Below are 14866 nucleotides of genomic sequence, written 5' to 3'. Positions count from 1 at the left end.
CTGCTAAGGCTACGCCCCGATTCTGATTTACCAGCCGATGGCCGCGCCATCACAGCGGGGGTCCGTGCCGCCGAGCCTGAAGCCATTGTCATCGATCATAATGGCATGCGCATGCCCCATGACCCCGGCAAAATCCTCAACCGTGTGCACCGCGTGTCCGGCCAGCCGCAAACGCTGCTGCACTTCTGCCGCGATCCGGCCTTCCACTCTCAATTCTTGCGTTGCCTCTCCCCACGTTCTTCCCCACACCCAGCGCGGTTCATGCACAGCAGTCTGCGGGTCCATGCCATAATCCACCATGCGGGTCAGCAGCGCAGTCTGCGTCTGCGGCTGGCCTTCCCCTCCCTGGGTACCGTACAAAATATATGGCTTCCCATTACGGCAAGCCATCGCCGGCATCAGGGTGTGGAAGGTTCTTTTGTCCGGTTCAAGCCTGTTCACATGAGACGGATCAAGGGAAAAGAATGAGCCCCGGTTCTGCAGTAAAATACCAGTGTCTCCCCCAACCACAGCCGAGCCGAACTCAAAATAGAGGCTTTGGATAAAGGAGACGGCATTGCCCGCTCCATCCACCACCGCCGCATACGCCGTATCATGTCCTACCGGCTGGGTATCCATCGGCAAGGCGCGCTCCATATCGATGCAGGCCGCCAACTCCGCGGCGTAGGGCTTGGACAGCAGCCTCTCCAGTGGAATGGAGGAAAAGCGAGGGTCCGTCAAATAACGGCTGCGGTCGCGGAAGCTCAGCTTCAGCGCCTCAACCAGCAGGTGATAATACTCATAAGAGCCGTGTTCTACACTGCCCAAATCGAACTGCTCCAGAATATGAAGCGCCATAATGCCCGTAAAGCCCTGCGAGTTCGGCGGGACCTGGTACAGGTCGAGACCACGATAGCTGCCTTTGACCGGCTCCGCCCATTCCCCGTGATGACGCGCAAAATCCTCCAGTGTCAGCAGACCTCCCTGCTCCCTAAGCGAACGCACAATCTCCTGGCCCACGCTGCCCGTATAAAATTCGTCCCGTCCATGGTCCGCGATCTGCTGCAGGCTGCGTCCCAAAGCGGTCTGCACAAAGCGACTGCCCTGCTCCGGCACCCTTCCCCCGGGCAGATAGATAGCAGCCGTCTCAGGATAAGCTGCGAGTACATCGAAGCGCTCAGCCGTATTGACGTGCTGGTCGGGTGACAACGGAAAGCCCTCCAGCGCATAACGGATCGCAGGCTCCAGCACCTCCGCCAGCGTCATCGACCCGTATTCCCGCAGAACGGCGTCCCAGCCGTCCACCATGCCCGGCACAGTAATGGCGCTGCGCGGCCCCCGCTGCGGGATGGCGGATTCACCGGCAAAGCAGGCGGCTGTAACCCTGCTGCCTGAACGGCCGCTCGCGTTATAGGCCCTGACTTTTCCCTCCTGATTGCTGTAAGTCAGCCAGAAGGAATCGCCGCCCAGCCCCGTCATATGGGGATAGACGACAGCCAGACAAGCGCTGACCGCCACGGCAGCGTCAAAAGCATTGCCTCCCTGCTGCAAAATACGCGATCCGGCAGTGCTGGCCAAATAATGAGGACTGACCACCATCGTCTGTGTGCCTGTGACCGGTGCAACCATGATGACACCCTCCTTCTCTCCCATGTTCAACTGACGGTAATTCTTATTTGCTACCCAGCGTATGACCAAATCAGGCGCTTATCCTTTTACTGCCGGGACAAGAGATGCGGCCCATTCCAGCAGGCGCCGGTCCTGCCCCGGTCCAGCGATGAGGGATATACCAACAGGACAGCCCCCTGCCACGGCGGCAGGGATCGTAAGCTGCGGCAGCCCCGACAAGCCGGCAATGCAGGTCAAACGCATGGTTTGCACTCTTCGTTCTTCAATCAGCGGCCCGCTTAACCCCAGCTTCGGCGCTGCCCCGGTAGTCGTCGGGATCACAAGCACCGAATCCGTTCCGAGCAGGCCTGCCATGTGCTTGCGTACCTCAAGACGGCGCTCCGCTTCCTTCTCTTGATCGGCACGTTCAAGGGTGCTTGCCCAAGAGAAGCGTCCGGCTATGTCCGGTCCGAAAATCGGCCGCTCACGTTCAATCCAGGCCCCATGCTCCTGCCATATTTCGTAGCCCTGAATGGTCCTGAACATAGTCATCCATTCAGGCAGCCCCTGTGGGGCAATGCGAACCGCTTCATGGCTCGCGGCCGAGCCGCGCAGCAGCTCCAGGTAAGAGGCGAGCGCCTCTTTGCTTTCAGCATCAGCAAGCTCCCAGGCATCCTCGCCGATCAGCACCCTGCTGAAGCCGGAAGCCGATACAGACTCCGGCAGAAGCACTTCGCCTACCCGGCGCAGCGTCTCGGGATCACGGGCCATCCAGCCGACTGTGTCGAAGCTGCGGGCGAGCGGGATGACCCCTTTCTCGGAGACGATGCCATGGGTCGGACGCATCCCATACACTCCGCAGTACGAGGACGGCACACGTACCGACCCTCCCGTATCCGTTCCAAGGGCAAAGTCGGCGAGCCCTGCGGCGACGGCTACCGCCGATCCGTTGGATGAACCGCCAGGGATGCGGTCCGGGGCTTTCGGATTCACCGGCGGTCCGTAATGGACATTTTCACCATTCAGGCTAAACATCAGCTCATCCGTATGTGTCATGCCCGTTAGCCGCGCTCCCTGCTGCAGCAGCAGGCTGACCACTTCCGCGTGCTCCGCCGCGGGACCGTGCGTCTCCAGCCAGCGCGGATTGCCCGCGCCGTTCGTATAATCACGGACAGCGAACACGTCCTTGACCATAAAGCTAAGTCCGCCCAGTGTTCCCTGGCCTGTTGGTTCAACCGTCACCTGGTTGACAACGGCGTTCCATTGGTCTTTCATCCCATCATCCCATCCCTTCTGCTCACCCTTCCCGCCCCATGCAGATCCGCATGCTGCACGGCTACGGTGTCATTGGGATAGATTTTGCCGACATCATCGATAACAAGCATAGAGCGGCTGTCTTTTTGGGCCGTTTCCCGTTGATTTTGGGTAAGCTGCATCTGGTTCCCCTCTTCTCCTTGAAGTTGTGACCCATCATAAAACCAAAATATTTAAGTGTAAATATAACTCACACAATTTTGGTTTTTAATCTAATGATGGGGCTTGGGGTTGGTTTGAAAACAGATTTTTCAAAACAGTTTGCTTTCCGAATGTTCGACTTATTCCGCGAACTCCCATTCCGGGTTCCAGACAACTTCCCATAAATGACCGTCCGGGTCCTGAAAATAACCCGAATACCCTCCCCAGAAGGCATCATGCGCCGGGACCTTGATCACCCGCTCCTGCTTTCTTCACTTCTTCCATGACCTGATCCACTTCTTCTTTACTGCCGACATTATGCCCGATTGTAAATTCACCGGGGCTGGCCGCCTGCAGCGGAATCCCGACGTCATGCACGAGAGACTTGCGCGGCCAGACAGCCAGCCTCAGCCCTGCCTGCAAATCAAAAAAAGCAACAGCCCCATGCTCAAACTCCTGTCCGATAATGCCCTTGGTCGGAAGTCCCAAACCATCACGGTAAAAAGCTACAGCCCGCTCCAGATCATCTACTGCAAGTGTAATTACAGAAATACTTGGCTTCATATGAAATCCCCCTCAAAAAGCTCTCTGATCATTTTATCCTTATGATTGACAAATTCCTTCATAATCACATAATGATCCGTTTCCTCCAGTGTCCTGATCTCGATGCCGTCTGGAAGCAGGTTATAGATACATGCCCCCCGGATAAGCCATGAGAATCGGTGAATGTGTCGAAATAATAAGTGGATGCAGGCGCGCCTATCCCATTCACCTGAGCTTGTCCGGCTAGTTCATGGCTACAGGCGGAAGATTAAACGACAGAAAAATCAACTACCTCTCCATCCTTCACTGTATACAGCTTGGCATGATGCCGGTTCAGGATTTTAAGAAAGCGGATAAATTCCTGCATATTGTCCGTCACCCGTGAAAGATCAGCCGTTAACAGGGCAGCAGCTCCCGTTTCCGCAAGCTGCCTGCCCAGCGGCTCCCACGTTCCGTCTTCCTGGTTCAGCTCATGCACACCGACTGGAATCCATTGCTGGGTTTCAGCGTAGGATAAACACCGTGCCTCTTCAGATACCTCGCCGTCCACTGCCCTTTGCTCATCTCTTACTAAAATTAAAACCTTCATAATTCCCTCCTTCAACCGGATCAGCAGCATATTTTATTACTACTCTATGCGGTATAAGGACGAACATGCATCAGGAGTATAGGCCCTTAAGCCAGGCTGTCGCAAGGTTGATCCAAATCTGACAGCGTTCATTCACCTGTTCAGGGTGGGTCGCCGTCGTCTGATCGGCCAAGGACAGGCCGTGTACACCTTGCGGAAAGACGTGCAGCTCATAAGGAACCTGATGCTCCGTCAGCGCTGCGGCAAAATCCAGCGAATTGCGAACACTCACTACCGAATCATCTGCCGTGTGCCACAAAAAGGACGGAGGTACTGACGCATTCACATGCAAATGAAGCCCGTACTGCTCTCTCAGCTCCTTCCCAGGATGCGGTGTGCCGAAAATATTCGTGAATGCCCGCTCCGCTTCGCTTAAGCCCTTATCCTCAGTAAAGACTGCGCTGCGCGGCCAATCGTTAAAGTGAATGACCGGATAAGCAAGGATCAGCGCATTCGGCTTCAGCTTCATCGGCTCTTCCTGCAGTGTTTCATAAATGAAGGGCTTGCTCCAGAAAACACCGGAAGCCGCTGCCACATGACCGCCAGCCGAAAAACCGCATACCGCAATCTGCTCTGGGTCCACCAGCCATTCCCCTGCCCGGTCCCGCACCATGGCTATGGCCCGTGCCGTATCCAGAAAAGGCTGCGGAAACAGTGCGGACGGCCCAACCGAGTAGCGCAGCACAAATACATGGAATCCCTGAGCGAGAAAACGCAGAGCGACAGGCTCGGCCTCACGGTCAGAGGTATGCTGGTACCCGCCGCCGGGACAGACAATCACAGCAGGGCGCAGCCGGTCCGTGCCGAACTGCCTGGAATTATGCAGGATGTAAGCCTGCATATAAACGCCTTCATTTTCTTCACTCAGCTTGATTTGTTCTGTGATCATAACGATTTGCCCCTTCCTGTATTCGCTTTCATTTTTATATTAACATACATACTAACATACTAAAAAAGACGCCCGCGAATGCGACGTCACCGGACTATATTCAATTTTCTTAATTTTCAGTATAATCGGCGGATTGCTCGGAGGCGCGTTGGCAGACCGGTTTGGATGGCGTCCGATCATGCTGCTGAGGGCGGCACTGCAAATGGTGATGTTTGCATGCTTTGCGATGTCGTCCTCCCGCTGGATAGATTATGCCGCATTTATTGACATTGGGCTGGGTGGAGCCATCTATCGACCCGCAAGCGCTGCCATGGTTGCTGACCTGGTTCCTGTGGAACACCATCGACAGGGAATGTATGTGGAGCGTCCGCAGCAACGTGATTAGGTAAGCTCCTTGCGCGCGAAATCGATAAAACGCAGCATATCCTCCGTGGACGCAAACCCGGCCTGTGCTGATTGGTTATTGCCCCCGCCTTTGCCGCCGAAGCTGCCCAGATGCTGCTTGAAAAAGCCCCCGCAGGAAAAGTCCCTCGTCCCGTTATGAGCCAGCAGGATCTTATTTTCTGCTCGGGAGGCCAGCAGCACCAGCAGGTCCCGGCCACTGGTCAGCTTGGCGGCAAAAGGTTGCAGCTCCTTTGCAGGCTTGTCCGCAAATACATGGACCAGGACAGGTTCCTCTGCTGCTGCAAGCAGCTCTTTCATCTCATACTCATCGAGTTTCTGCTGCAGCTCATCAACACGGGTCTTCAGCCGGGTCTGCTCCTGCTCCCACTTTTCAAATCTGTCCACAATATCATGACGACCTGTGTTGAATTTCCCGGCCACAACTTCGAGGATACGCAGGCTTTCGTTGTAATCCTGAAGCGCGCGGGCTCCGCACTTGAAATAAATTCGGACATTGCCCTTCTGCTTGTCCGTCTTAAGCAGCTTGACCAGTCCCAGCTCACCGGTCCGGGCTACATGCGTGCCGCCGCAGGCGTTATATTCGATGCCTTCAATTTCAACGATGCGGATATTTTCCGTTACCTTCGGCTGTTTCACCAGTGTAATGTTCTTTAATTGTTCTTCGGTCACAAAGTAGCTGCGGATGTCGCGGTTCCGGTAAATTTCTGCGTTGACTTCCTGTTCAACCGCCTCCATTTGCGCCCGGTTCAGCTCCGGCAGTTCAATGTCGATGGTGCAGTCTTCCTGCCCAAGATGAAAGCTCAGCGTTCTGGCGCCCAGGCTGCTCAGAATAACTGCCGACAGCAAATGTTGGCCGCTGTGCTGCTGCATATGGTCCCATCTGCGGCTCCAGTCCAGCTTGCACACGGCGTTCATCTCTTCCGGCATACGTTCAACTTCATGGAATATCGTGTCTCCCTCACTGAACACATCCAGCACAGGGATACCGTTCACCGTTCCAGTGTCGCAGGGTTGTCCCCCTCCGGCCGGATAAAACGCCGTCTCTTCCAGTACGACCAGCTTCCGCCCGTCTCGTTCAAGCTCCTGTGTGATCCCGGTCTTCCATTCCGTTATGTATGCGGAGTTGTAATACAGCTTTTTGGTCATATGCTTTCCTTTCCCGCCTGTTCCGGCACATATTCAATTAAATCAGATAATTCACAATTGAAGGTATCACATAGCTTAAACAGGGTTTCCAGTTTTACCGTTTCGATGTTCGTTTCCCTGTACAGCTTATTGATTGAATTTCGACTCAGACCCGATTTCTGCATTAACTCTTTTATATCATCTATCCGATGTTTCGCCATAAGTACTCTAATATTACATTTAATTACCGACATTATTTCCCCTCCATTGATCCTATGTTATCTTTCAAAACTACTATATATCAATAAAAAACTAATAAATAACTATACAAAGTTACCAATTTGCTGTATAATAAACCTACGGAAGCACATAGTAACTCTATAGAGTTACTACAAAAGAGGAACGGCTATGGTCAATGCATTGGAAACATTAGCAGAACCACTTATACGAATACGTTTAGAATTACTGTACAGCGATCTTCTGAAAAACCACACAGATTATAAGCAACTACTTTTTGAGACAAATGAGCATTTCAAATCACTTCGCGAAGCTCTGCCCGATCAACTTCAACATACAATATTTCTGTACGAGGACGCTCAAATTTCACTTCAATCCATCTTAGAAAGCAGTATCTACATACAAGGTTTCAAAGACGCTTTGCAGCTCTTTAGCGAACTACAAAATACACATATTTGAAGAATGTAAAACTCTAAACCACTATAGTTCAATCTATCCATGTCAAAGAAGGTTATGATATAATCGCAGCAGCAATAGAATAGGCTTAAATGGCCGGTCGGCTACCTCTCCATAGAAGGGAGGGATGCCCTGTGATAGTTTTTGAAGCAATGATGCTCATGCTTACCTTTGGTTCGCTCATCGTGGCGCTACTGTCCAATAAACGCAAATAGACCGCCCTCCCACAAAGGTATACGGTCTATTTGTCGTGTCCTAGTCTGTGAAGCCCACCGCCCTTAAAAGCGGCTATTGCGCGGAGAGTCGTGTTAGCGCACGGCTCTCTTTGCAGTATAAGCTGTTTCTGAATCGAGTATACCACAGATGTAAGATAAAATTAAGCCATAGTTCCGCTTTCAAATTGCTTCAGAGAAGCTCTGCCCGATCAACTTCAACATACGATATTTCTGTACGAGGCCGCTCAAATTTCTCTTCAATCCATCATAGAAAGCAGTATCTACATACAAGGTTCAAAGACGCTTTACAGCTCTTTAGCGAACTACAAAATACACATACTTAAAAATTGTACATTCCTACAACTTTTCAATAACCTAAAATTTGTTGTCGTTTTCGGCTCCTTATAGCACTTAATTGTTAGCGATGGCTAGTCATGACACGTAACAGCGTGGTACATTTATATTGAACTTAAAAAGTATCAGATGATTATATAATAGCCATTAACAAGTAACATTAAAGTATTGAAGCCACCTCCGTTACATATACTTTTACCATATATGTGTGGAGGTGATTTGCTTGGACAAGAACAGTAAAGGAGGCAAACGTATGGCTGTAAGTTTACGTGAAAGGCCAACTCTACAAGGAAAAGACGCAGAACGCTTTTTAGCCAAAAAAAAGAAGAATGAAGAATTCATGAAAAAATATGCTGCAAAAAAAGTTAAGGAGTATTATGAGCGATTGTCTAAAGAATGATCACAATTTAATTCACAAAATTATATCCATAGAAGATCTGCCACATTTCAAAAAATTTCGAGTACTACTTTAGTATACGACAACAACGAATTAATTGGCTATTATACTCTTAGACACATAAAGCTTTCAAACTTATTACCTGCACTCGATCCCAGTGAGGATCAACAAGTACTACGATGACGAATAAAGTACATATATTTCTTCACAAAACACCAATTCCCCAAAAAAAAATTAGTATAAAAAACCTGTGTTTTTTCTTTATCTACAGGGGCGATTGAAATGACAACTTAGAAACTTAGAGTGCTTCCCTCATTTCATATTGCACTCCATAATGACGTACTCCTTGCCGCCCTTTACAAACGCACGATCCGTTTCCAGCAATCCGAACTTGCGGTAAAAGAAAGTCTTCTCCCAGCGGGCGTTGCACCAGATCCGTTTTACTCCCGCTTGCTGCGCTTCTTCCATCACATACCGCAGCAGCCTACTACCGTAACCCTTGCCCTGCTCTTCCTCCAGTGTGGCAAATTTACGGAATTGGGCTTCGTCCTGATCCATAAACAAAGATACGACCGACACCAGCCGCTCCCCGGCAAAAAGTCCATAATGACGGCCCCTATCGTCATCCTTCAGTTGAACATATTCAAGTTCCCTGTCAGGCCACATGACCTCATGCCTAATTCGCCAGGCACTTTCCTTATCGATACAACGAATATCCAACAATTTTCCCCACCCTTCGAAGTTCCTGTTGCTTCATTTTAAAGCCTTCTCTACCTGTATCAATAACAATATCGTCTATTTGTAGTGTTTTTCCACGATAACATAAGGTTATTGTCGTTGTTAGAAGCTGCCCATTATAAATTATTTTCATGATCCGCGTCTCACTCTCAGCATCGGATCTTTACGCAAACGAATCACACACTCCTCATTGGAGGTGTGATATACAATGTTGCCCGGTTTTGCGCTGAAAAACTCTCTATTAGCATCCTGCTCAGGAATAGCTCGAATTGGCGCAACTTCCGTTACAATTTTTCTGTCTTCTTCCTCAACGTAATCGAGTATGGAAAGCAACACGAACTGATCGGGAAACAATTCTCTGACTTGCTGCCATTTCATCGGTATCCCCTCCTGCGTTTATTGGCGTCTTTATATTACCATTAGGCAATTACAAACACACAGTTCTTTTTTAGTATACGCTACTTCATTTGTACGGTAGATTAGAGAAAAACATCCATGGTATATACAGCACCTCTGAAGATTTTTTGAAGATATCACTTGGGCAGTCGGATATAAAAGCGGGCCCCCTCGTGATCGCTCTGTGCCCAGACCTCGCCACCGTGAGCCTCCACCAGCTTTTTCACAATCGCCAGTCCCATGCCGCTACCGCCGGTTTGCCGGGTTCTGGACTTATCACCACGATAAAATCGTTCAAATATATACGGCAAATCCTTCGCTGAAATCCCTGGTCCCGTATCGCTGATCACAAGGCACACCGCTCCTTTTTCCCTGCGCTCCCGGATGCTGACAGTGCCCCCGGCGGGCGTATGATGAAGGGCGTTCGTCAGCAGATTCACGAGAATCTGCTTCATCCGGTCCACATCCATCAGCAGCTTGATCTCTGATACGTCCTCGTATTGAAGCTGTACCTGCTTCTCCATGAAGGCGGCTTCCATCAGTCCCGCAGCCTTCACGACAATCGTGCGCAGGGGCTCTTCTTTGCATGATAGCTGGAATTCCGGCGAATCCATCACGTTCAGCTCCTCCAGCTCGCTTACCAGTTGGATCAGGCGCTCCACCTCCTCCAGGCAAGAATGAATCCGATCGGGTGTCGGCTCCCAGATTCCATCCTCCAAAGCTCTCATATGACTTTTCAGCGTGGTGAGCGGAGTGCGCAGCTCATGGGCGATATCCTGGGACATGGACATACGCAGCGACTGCTGCCGCTGCAGTTGTTCGGACAGCTGGTTCAAGGATGCGCCAAGCTCTGCGATTTCATCCTTGCCTTCCGTACCGACTCTAACGTCCAGGTTGCCCCGGCTAATCCATTCGGCAGCCTGTTTCATACGGACCAGCGGCCGAGAGATGCGTTTGGCAAAATAAACGCCGATAATCAGGGCCAGCAGCAGTGAAAACAAACCTGTCAGCAGTATCGACTGAATCAGGGCGCTCTCCAGATGATCCATTAATGGAGACAGCCTTTTGCTTGCCAGGGAGACCTGTTCCATATACATCGAGATGTGATAATGGGCGGCAGCCATACTAATGAGGGTAAAAATAATCAATATGCCTGCGGCCATACCAACGATCGTCACCGCCAGCCGGACATATACCCGGTTAAACATCAGGCCTCACCGCCAAACCGGTAACCGAAGCCGTACAACGTAACGATATAACGCGGATTGCGGGGATCGGCTTCAATCTTTTGCCGTACATTTTTGACATGCTGATCGATAATGCGCATATCACCGTCAAATCCGTAGCCCATCACCCTGTCGACCAATTCTTCCCGCGGGAAACGACGCTGCGGATATTTGGCGAGCAGAAGCAGCAGCTTATACTCGCTTGGTGTAAGACTGATCGGCTCCGTATAGCGGTACACCTGACTTTTTAGTGAATCGATTCTGAGATGTCCGTTATTAAAAGAGATGACGTCCGCCAGCAACTGTGAATCATCGCTCCGGCGCAAAATCGCCTTCACCCTCGCAACCACCTCATTGGGGTCAAACGGCTTGATCATGTAATCATCAGCCCCAATGGATAAACCGCTGATCCGGTCCGCCTGGGCTACCTTGGCTGTCAGCATAAGAATCGGCACCGGATTGAATTTGCGCACCTCCCGGCACACCGTCTCCCCATCCATGCCAGGCAGCATCAGATCCAATATCAGCAGGTCAATCCGCTGGCTGCGCAGAACAGCTAACGCCTCCTCCCCGCTCGCGCTTTCCAGTACACGAAAATGTTCCTTGCGCAAATACGAAAGGAGCACCTCGCGGATTTTCTGTTCATCATCTACCACCAAAACGGTTTTCAAGGCATGTCCCTCCGTACGGCTAAGTTATATCTGATTATACCATTCATCATCTGAAGCAGGCTTCCGCAACGTGTCGGTCTTATTCCCTTTGTTATGAGGATCGCCCTTTCATCCGCTGTTTACTTTTATGATCAAGGTGTTATTATAGCTTGTAGTACCCTAATGGATATGTAGATCTCCAATTGATCATAGATGTTTTAGGAGGTAAGAACATGGCTTACAATATCCCCGTGGAAGCAACCCTGGAGGTTATGGGAGGCAAATGGAAAGCGGTCATTTTATGTCATTTGGATAAAGGTGACAAGCGGACAAGTGAATTGAAAAGGCTCATGCCCGCTATTACCCAGAAAATGCTTACACAGCAACTGCGGGAGCTGGAGGAGGTCGGGCTTGTGAAACGGCAAATTTTTGAGCAAGTCCCGCCTAAGGTGGTGTATTCTCTGACCGATTACGGCTGGTCCCTGAAGCCTGTGCTGGACGCCATGTGTGCCTGGGGGGAAAAACATATACAGCAGGAAGCTGAAATAAAAATGCAGCATTAATGCTTGTGCCTTAAATGTAACTGGTTGGCCATTAGAGAGCCGGAATCCTGTATACTCAGGAATCCGGCTCTTTTTTGCCATTGGCACGCCCCCGCCTCCTTTGCTCCATTCATTTTCATAGGCACTTGAAAGTACCTATAGTACCTCGAAGTACGTACTGTTCTTTTCCGCATGAGGAATCCATAATAACATTTACCGGCCGGTATTATACGAAATAGAAACAACAATAGGAGTGGAGCTTAAATGTCGTTAGACCCTAAACGCAGTACGTTGTCGCTGCTGGCTTTGGCCATAAGTGCCTTTGCGATTGGAACAACCGAGTTCATCAGTGTAGGACTTCTTCCGCTGATCGCTGAGGACTTGAATATATCCGTTACGATGACCGGATTAACGGTCACATTATACGCTTTGGGTGTTACTTTTGGCGCCCCCGTTTTAACTTCATTAACATCAGGTGTTCCCAGAAAAACACTGCTGCTCTGGATTATGATCGTGTTCATCGTCGGCAATACGCTTGCGGCCTTCTCCGGCGGAATCGCGCTGCTGCTGACTGCACGGGTCATTTCCGCTTTCTCGCACGGTGTATTTATGTCCATCGGCTCGACCATTGCGGCTGATCTTGTATCGCCTAACAGACGCGCTAGCGCCATCGCCATCATGTTCTCCGGCTTGACCGTTGCCACGATTACCGGCGTGCCGTTAGGCACATTTATAGGACAGCAGTTGGGCTGGCGTGCAGCCTTTGTAACCATCGCAGTGATCGGTATGATTGCCCTGATCGCCAACCTAATCCTTGTTCCCGGCAATCTCCGGAAAGGGGTCAAAACCCCGCTGCGCGATCAGATCAAGCTCGTCACCAACGGACGGCTTCTGCTTGCTTTTCTGATTACGGCTCTTGGTTACGGAGGCACCTTTGTCGTCTTTACCTATCTGTCTCCGCTGCTGCACGAAGTCACCGGCTTTGGGGAATCAACGGTAGCTTTCATTCTGCTTCTTTACGGAATCGCGATCGCCATCGGCAATATCATCGGCGGCAAGGTCGCCAACCGCAAGCCGCTTTCGGCGCTGTTGTATATGTTTATGGTTCAGGCGGTCATCCTGTTTATTCTGGCCTTCACGGCTCCCTATAAAGCTGCCGGTCTGACTACGATTATTTTGATGGGTCTGTTCGCCTTTATGAATGTATCCGGACTGCAGGTGTATGTAGTTAACCTTGCCCAGCGTTATGTCCCGCAGGCTGTGGATGTCGCCTCTGCATTGAATATCGCCGCATTTAACGGTGGCATCGCCCTTGGCGCATACCTGGGAGGTTTGATTGTAGACAGAGCCGGAATGATTCACACGTCCTGGATCGGCGGATTGATGGTGGTGGGTGCTGTCATTTTGACAGGCTGGAGCCTGCTGCTCGCAAGAAAAGATGCCCCCGCTGCTGCGGAAGCTGCTTAATCCCCGTATTCAACGCATGGAATGGCAGTCCCGACCGTTCCATGCGTTCTACCCGCTGGTCTTCTTCAGCATCTCAATGACTTCGTTCATTTCCTCGTTGATCATGCAGGGCAAAGACTGCTTCTTTCCAACAGAGAGAAGCAGTCCCTTGTTTTTTTGTTATGGATCAGGCCTTTTCCCGCTGCTCCCGCAAATTCCGTAAAAGCTCGAAAATTTGTCCTCTGTGATGGGCCTCATGCTCGACCAAATGATAGATAACCCATTCAGGAGTCACGTCATAGGCCTCAAGCTGCCTTGGCGTTCTCCAATCCGTAAGGTCCATGCCTTTAAAATGAAAGAGCAGTCTGTCGCGGACCGCTTGCAGACGGTGCAGGTGCTGCTCCAGCGTTTGACCTGCCACATGAACCAATGCCCCGTCTTCCGACCTGTCATCCTGCGGAAACAGCGAGCGGATTTCCGGCTCAAAGTCTGTTTCGAGGACCTCAACATACAGCCAATCCGCCTCAATCAGCGCAATATGATACAGCAGCGAACCGATGCTGTGCTTTCCTTCCACTTTTTGATCCAGCAGGTCAGGCTCCAGGCCGTTCAGCTTCTCCAAAATGGTTCTGCGCACGTCCCCCAGGCACCAAAGCCAACGCCCAATCTCAGGCTCATACCCAGGAAGAGCCGCTATCTGCAATGATTTTTTGCTCACACTACCACACTCCTTTTTCCTTATACATTCGATATACGGTATGCTTTTCCCTCTGAATTAGAAGTCATCGGAAATTGTCTTCACATGCAGAGATCAACTACAATAGAAGAGTCTGAAGAATATGTAGATGGACAAGCTATAAGTGCAGAAAGGGGAATACGATGAAATCCGCTAGCGGTGAAGAAAACGTAGTTCCAACAGAAACTCAACAGGAGACCGGAACAGGCGAAACGAACAGCACCACTGAACAGCCCGTGAATTATGTTTATAACGAACCCGAAAGAACTTATATCGGCTTGATCATCGGCATTATCCTGATCTTGGTTATTGTAGGCGCCCGAATCGGTTTCTCGGTATGGGCCAAAAAGAATAAATAATCAGAATTGCCTTCTTCCTGTTCAAGTTCTTATTTTATTCGTAAATCCTACGCCTTTTCGGTATAATGAATAGTATCGGCTGAACTTGAGGAAGGTGAATGATAGTGGAACCCGTAATGAAAAATGAGGAAGATTGGAACACCGACTGCCATCAACCCAAGGAAGTACTTGATTCCATAAAAAATAAACTGGTCGATTCACAAACGGCTGCCGATATGGCTGAAATCTTCAAAGCCCTGGGGGATCCGACCCGGATCAGATTGATCTACGCCCTGATTGAGCGGGAATTATGTGTGCATGATCTGTGTGTGCTGCTGGATATGGGGCAATCTGCCGTCTCCCATCAGCTTCGCTATTTGCGCAATTTGCGCATCGTCAAACGCCGGAAAGTGGGGAAAACGGTCTTCTACTCGCTTGACGATACACATGTTGAGCAAATTTTCCTGCAAACCCATCAACACATTACCCATCAATAATGAAAC

The 14866-nt window shown here is 50.5% G+C and carries 19 protein-coding genes and 3 pseudogenes; 8 read left to right on the top strand and 14 right to left on the bottom strand.

Annotation, left to right across the window (positions count from 1 at the left end):
- Nucleotides 1–27: 27 nt before the first annotated feature.
- From ggt to OIN60_RS14580, 7 genes and pseudogenes are all read right to left on the bottom strand, one after another.
- Nucleotides 28–1608, bottom strand: coding sequence for a gamma-glutamyltransferase (ggt, locus tag OIN60_RS14610; RefSeq protein WP_305755614.1), 1581 nt, complete (start codon nucleotides 1606–1608; stop codon nucleotides 28–30).
- Between the two features lie 78 nt (nucleotides 1609–1686).
- Nucleotides 1687–2862 carry an amidase gene (locus OIN60_RS14605; RefSeq protein ID WP_305755613.1) on the bottom strand — a complete coding sequence of 392 codons (1176 nt, stop codon included), beginning with the start codon at nucleotides 2860–2862 and terminating at the stop codon, nucleotides 1687–1689.
- On the bottom strand, nucleotides 2859–3023 hold the full coding sequence (locus OIN60_RS14600; protein WP_305755612.1) for a hypothetical protein: 165 nt from the start codon (nucleotides 3021–3023) through the stop codon (nucleotides 2859–2861). Before OIN60_RS14600 ends, OIN60_RS14605 begins: the two co-directional genes overlap by 4 nt.
- A gap of 159 nt (nucleotides 3024–3182) precedes the next feature.
- Nucleotides 3183–3606 (bottom strand): annotated as a pseudogene (locus OIN60_RS14595) (VOC family protein).
- Nucleotides 3603–3801 (bottom strand): annotated as a pseudogene (locus tag OIN60_RS14590) (AAA family ATPase); the annotation flags it as partial. The pseudogenes OIN60_RS14590 and OIN60_RS14595, both read right to left, overlap by 4 nt.
- Nucleotides 3802–3853: 52 nt before the next feature.
- Nucleotides 3854–4174 (bottom strand): recombinase family protein, encoded by a 321-nt coding sequence (locus tag OIN60_RS14585; protein ID WP_305755611.1) that lies wholly within the window; start codon nucleotides 4172–4174, stop codon nucleotides 3854–3856.
- A 70-nt stretch (nucleotides 4175–4244) separates the two neighbouring features.
- Nucleotides 4245–5102 carry an alpha/beta hydrolase gene (locus OIN60_RS14580; protein WP_305755610.1) on the bottom strand — a complete coding sequence of 286 codons (858 nt, stop codon included), beginning with the start codon at nucleotides 5100–5102 and terminating at the stop codon, nucleotides 4245–4247.
- 85 nt (nucleotides 5103–5187) lie between these two features.
- Here OIN60_RS14580 and OIN60_RS14575 point away from each other — a divergent pair.
- Nucleotides 5188–5451 (top strand): annotated as a pseudogene (locus tag OIN60_RS14575) (MFS transporter); the annotation flags it as partial.
- 32 nt (nucleotides 5452–5483) lie between these two features.
- Here OIN60_RS14575 and OIN60_RS14570 read toward each other — a convergent pair.
- Nucleotides 5484–6653 (bottom strand): alanyl-tRNA editing protein, encoded by a 1170-nt coding sequence (locus OIN60_RS14570; RefSeq protein WP_305755609.1) that lies wholly within the window; start codon nucleotides 6651–6653, stop codon nucleotides 5484–5486.
- Complete coding sequence (locus tag OIN60_RS14565; RefSeq protein WP_305755608.1) at nucleotides 6650–6886, bottom strand: helix-turn-helix domain-containing protein; 237 nt, start codon at nucleotides 6884–6886, stop codon at nucleotides 6650–6652. The genes OIN60_RS14570 and OIN60_RS14565 overlap by 4 nt, the downstream gene beginning before the upstream one ends.
- A gap of 154 nt (nucleotides 6887–7040) precedes the next feature.
- Between OIN60_RS14565 and OIN60_RS14560 the strand changes: the two genes are divergently transcribed.
- The 3 genes from OIN60_RS14560 to OIN60_RS14555 all read left to right on the top strand — a co-directional run bounded on the left by OIN60_RS14560 (nucleotide 7041) and on the right by OIN60_RS14555 (nucleotide 8294).
- Nucleotides 7041–7328 carry a DUF6809 family protein gene (locus OIN60_RS14560; RefSeq protein ID WP_305755607.1) on the top strand — a complete coding sequence of 96 codons (288 nt, stop codon included), beginning with the start codon at nucleotides 7041–7043 and terminating at the stop codon, nucleotides 7326–7328.
- A gap of 89 nt (nucleotides 7329–7417) precedes the next feature.
- Nucleotides 7418–7540: a putative holin-like toxin gene (locus tag OIN60_RS22655; RefSeq protein WP_370872498.1), complete on the top strand. Its 123-nt coding sequence runs from the start codon at nucleotides 7418–7420 to the stop codon at nucleotides 7538–7540.
- A 607-nt stretch (nucleotides 7541–8147) separates the two neighbouring features.
- Entirely contained in the window at nucleotides 8148–8294 is a 147-nt protein-coding gene (locus tag OIN60_RS14555; RefSeq protein ID WP_305755606.1) for a hypothetical protein, read from the top strand.
- A 309-nt stretch (nucleotides 8295–8603) separates the two neighbouring features.
- On the opposite strand, the gene OIN60_RS14550 is transcribed toward OIN60_RS14555, so the two are convergent.
- The 4 genes from OIN60_RS14550 to OIN60_RS14535 all read right to left on the bottom strand — a co-directional run bounded on the left by OIN60_RS14550 (nucleotide 8604) and on the right by OIN60_RS14535 (nucleotide 11322).
- Nucleotides 8604–9011 (bottom strand): GNAT family N-acetyltransferase, encoded by a 408-nt coding sequence (locus OIN60_RS14550; protein WP_305755605.1) that lies wholly within the window; start codon nucleotides 9009–9011, stop codon nucleotides 8604–8606.
- A gap of 147 nt (nucleotides 9012–9158) precedes the next feature.
- On the bottom strand, nucleotides 9159–9407 hold the full coding sequence (locus OIN60_RS14545) for a hypothetical protein (protein WP_305755604.1): 249 nt from the start codon (nucleotides 9405–9407) through the stop codon (nucleotides 9159–9161).
- Between the two features lie 155 nt (nucleotides 9408–9562).
- Nucleotides 9563–10633 (bottom strand): sensor histidine kinase, encoded by a 1071-nt coding sequence (locus tag OIN60_RS14540; RefSeq protein ID WP_305755603.1) that lies wholly within the window; start codon nucleotides 10631–10633, stop codon nucleotides 9563–9565.
- A complete protein-coding gene (locus tag OIN60_RS14535) occupies nucleotides 10633–11322 on the bottom strand; it encodes a response regulator (protein ID WP_305755602.1) in 690 nt (229 codons plus the stop codon). The genes OIN60_RS14540 and OIN60_RS14535 overlap by 1 nt, the downstream gene beginning before the upstream one ends.
- 212 nt (nucleotides 11323–11534) lie before the next feature.
- Between OIN60_RS14535 and OIN60_RS14530 the strand changes: the two genes are divergently transcribed.
- Both OIN60_RS14530 and OIN60_RS14525 read left to right on the top strand, forming a co-directional pair.
- A complete protein-coding gene (locus OIN60_RS14530; RefSeq protein ID WP_305755601.1) occupies nucleotides 11535–11864 on the top strand; it encodes a winged helix-turn-helix transcriptional regulator in 330 nt (109 codons plus the stop codon).
- Between the two features lie 243 nt (nucleotides 11865–12107).
- Complete coding sequence (locus OIN60_RS14525; RefSeq protein WP_305755600.1) at nucleotides 12108–13310, top strand: MFS transporter; 1203 nt, start codon at nucleotides 12108–12110, stop codon at nucleotides 13308–13310.
- 166 nt (nucleotides 13311–13476) lie between these two features.
- Here the strand turns inward: OIN60_RS14525 and OIN60_RS14520 are convergent, their stop codons facing one another.
- A complete protein-coding gene (locus OIN60_RS14520) occupies nucleotides 13477–14007 on the bottom strand; it encodes a DinB family protein (RefSeq protein ID WP_305755599.1) in 531 nt (176 codons plus the stop codon).
- A 161-nt stretch (nucleotides 14008–14168) separates the two neighbouring features.
- Between OIN60_RS14520 and OIN60_RS14515 the strand changes: the two genes are divergently transcribed.
- Together OIN60_RS14515 and OIN60_RS14510 are read left to right on the top strand one after the other, a co-directional pair.
- Nucleotides 14169–14384: a hypothetical protein gene (locus OIN60_RS14515; RefSeq protein WP_305755598.1), complete on the top strand. Its 216-nt coding sequence runs from the start codon at nucleotides 14169–14171 to the stop codon at nucleotides 14382–14384.
- A 116-nt stretch (nucleotides 14385–14500) separates the two neighbouring features.
- Entirely contained in the window at nucleotides 14501–14860 is a 360-nt protein-coding gene (locus OIN60_RS14510; RefSeq protein ID WP_305755719.1) for an ArsR/SmtB family transcription factor, read from the top strand.
- Nucleotides 14861–14866: the final 6 nt, after the last annotated feature.

Source organism: Paenibacillus zeirhizosphaerae (genome assembly GCF_030705605.1).
Classification (GTDB): domain Bacteria; phylum Bacillota; class Bacilli; order Paenibacillales; family Paenibacillaceae; genus Paenibacillus; species Paenibacillus zeirhizosphaerae.
Note: the sequence above shows the minus strand (reverse complement) of the source record. Positions and strands in the feature narration are given on the sequence as shown.

Excerpts from the sequence above, each read along its gene's own strand:
- OIN60_RS14525 (WP_305755600.1), top strand. The coding sequence starts at position 12,108 with ATGTCGTTAGACCCTAAACGCAGTACGTTGTCGCTGCTGGCTTTGGCC.
- OIN60_RS14515 (WP_305755598.1), top strand. The coding sequence starts at position 14,169 with ATGAAATCCGCTAGCGGTGAAGAAAACGTAGTTCCAACAGAAACTCAA.
- OIN60_RS14540 (WP_305755603.1), bottom strand. The coding sequence starts at position 10,633 with ATGTTTAACCGGGTATATGTCCGGCTGGCGGTGACGATCGTTGGTATG.
- OIN60_RS14530 (WP_305755601.1), top strand. The coding sequence starts at position 11,535 with ATGGCTTACAATATCCCCGTGGAAGCAACCCTGGAGGTTATGGGAGGC.
- OIN60_RS14560 (WP_305755607.1), top strand. The coding sequence starts at position 7,041 with ATGGTCAATGCATTGGAAACATTAGCAGAACCACTTATACGAATACGT.
- OIN60_RS22655 (WP_370872498.1), top strand. The coding sequence starts at position 7,418 with ATGGCCGGTCGGCTACCTCTCCATAGAAGGGAGGGATGCCCTGTGATA.
- OIN60_RS14510 (WP_305755719.1), top strand. The coding sequence starts at position 14,501 with ATGAAAAATGAGGAAGATTGGAACACCGACTGCCATCAACCCAAGGAA.
- OIN60_RS14565 (WP_305755608.1), bottom strand. The coding sequence starts at position 6,886 with ATGTCGGTAATTAAATGTAATATTAGAGTACTTATGGCGAAACATCGG.
- OIN60_RS14570 (WP_305755609.1), bottom strand. The coding sequence starts at position 6,653 with ATGACCAAAAAGCTGTATTACAACTCCGCATACATAACGGAATGGAAG.
- OIN60_RS14545 (WP_305755604.1), bottom strand. The coding sequence starts at position 9,407 with ATGAAATGGCAGCAAGTCAGAGAATTGTTTCCCGATCAGTTCGTGTTG.
- OIN60_RS14585 (WP_305755611.1), bottom strand. The coding sequence starts at position 4,174 with ATGAAGGTTTTAATTTTAGTAAGAGATGAGCAAAGGGCAGTGGACGGC.
- OIN60_RS14580 (WP_305755610.1), bottom strand. The coding sequence starts at position 5,102 with ATGATCACAGAACAAATCAAGCTGAGTGAAGAAAATGAAGGCGTTTAT.
- OIN60_RS14555 (WP_305755606.1), top strand. The coding sequence starts at position 8,148 with ATGGCTGTAAGTTTACGTGAAAGGCCAACTCTACAAGGAAAAGACGCA.
- OIN60_RS14600 (WP_305755612.1), bottom strand. The coding sequence starts at position 3,023 with ATGCAGCTTACCCAAAATCAACGGGAAACGGCCCAAAAAGACAGCCGC.
- ggt (WP_305755614.1), bottom strand. The coding sequence starts at position 1,608 with ATGGTTGCACCGGTCACAGGCACACAGACGATGGTGGTCAGTCCTCAT.
- OIN60_RS14605 (WP_305755613.1), bottom strand. The coding sequence starts at position 2,862 with ATGAAAGACCAATGGAACGCCGTTGTCAACCAGGTGACGGTTGAACCA.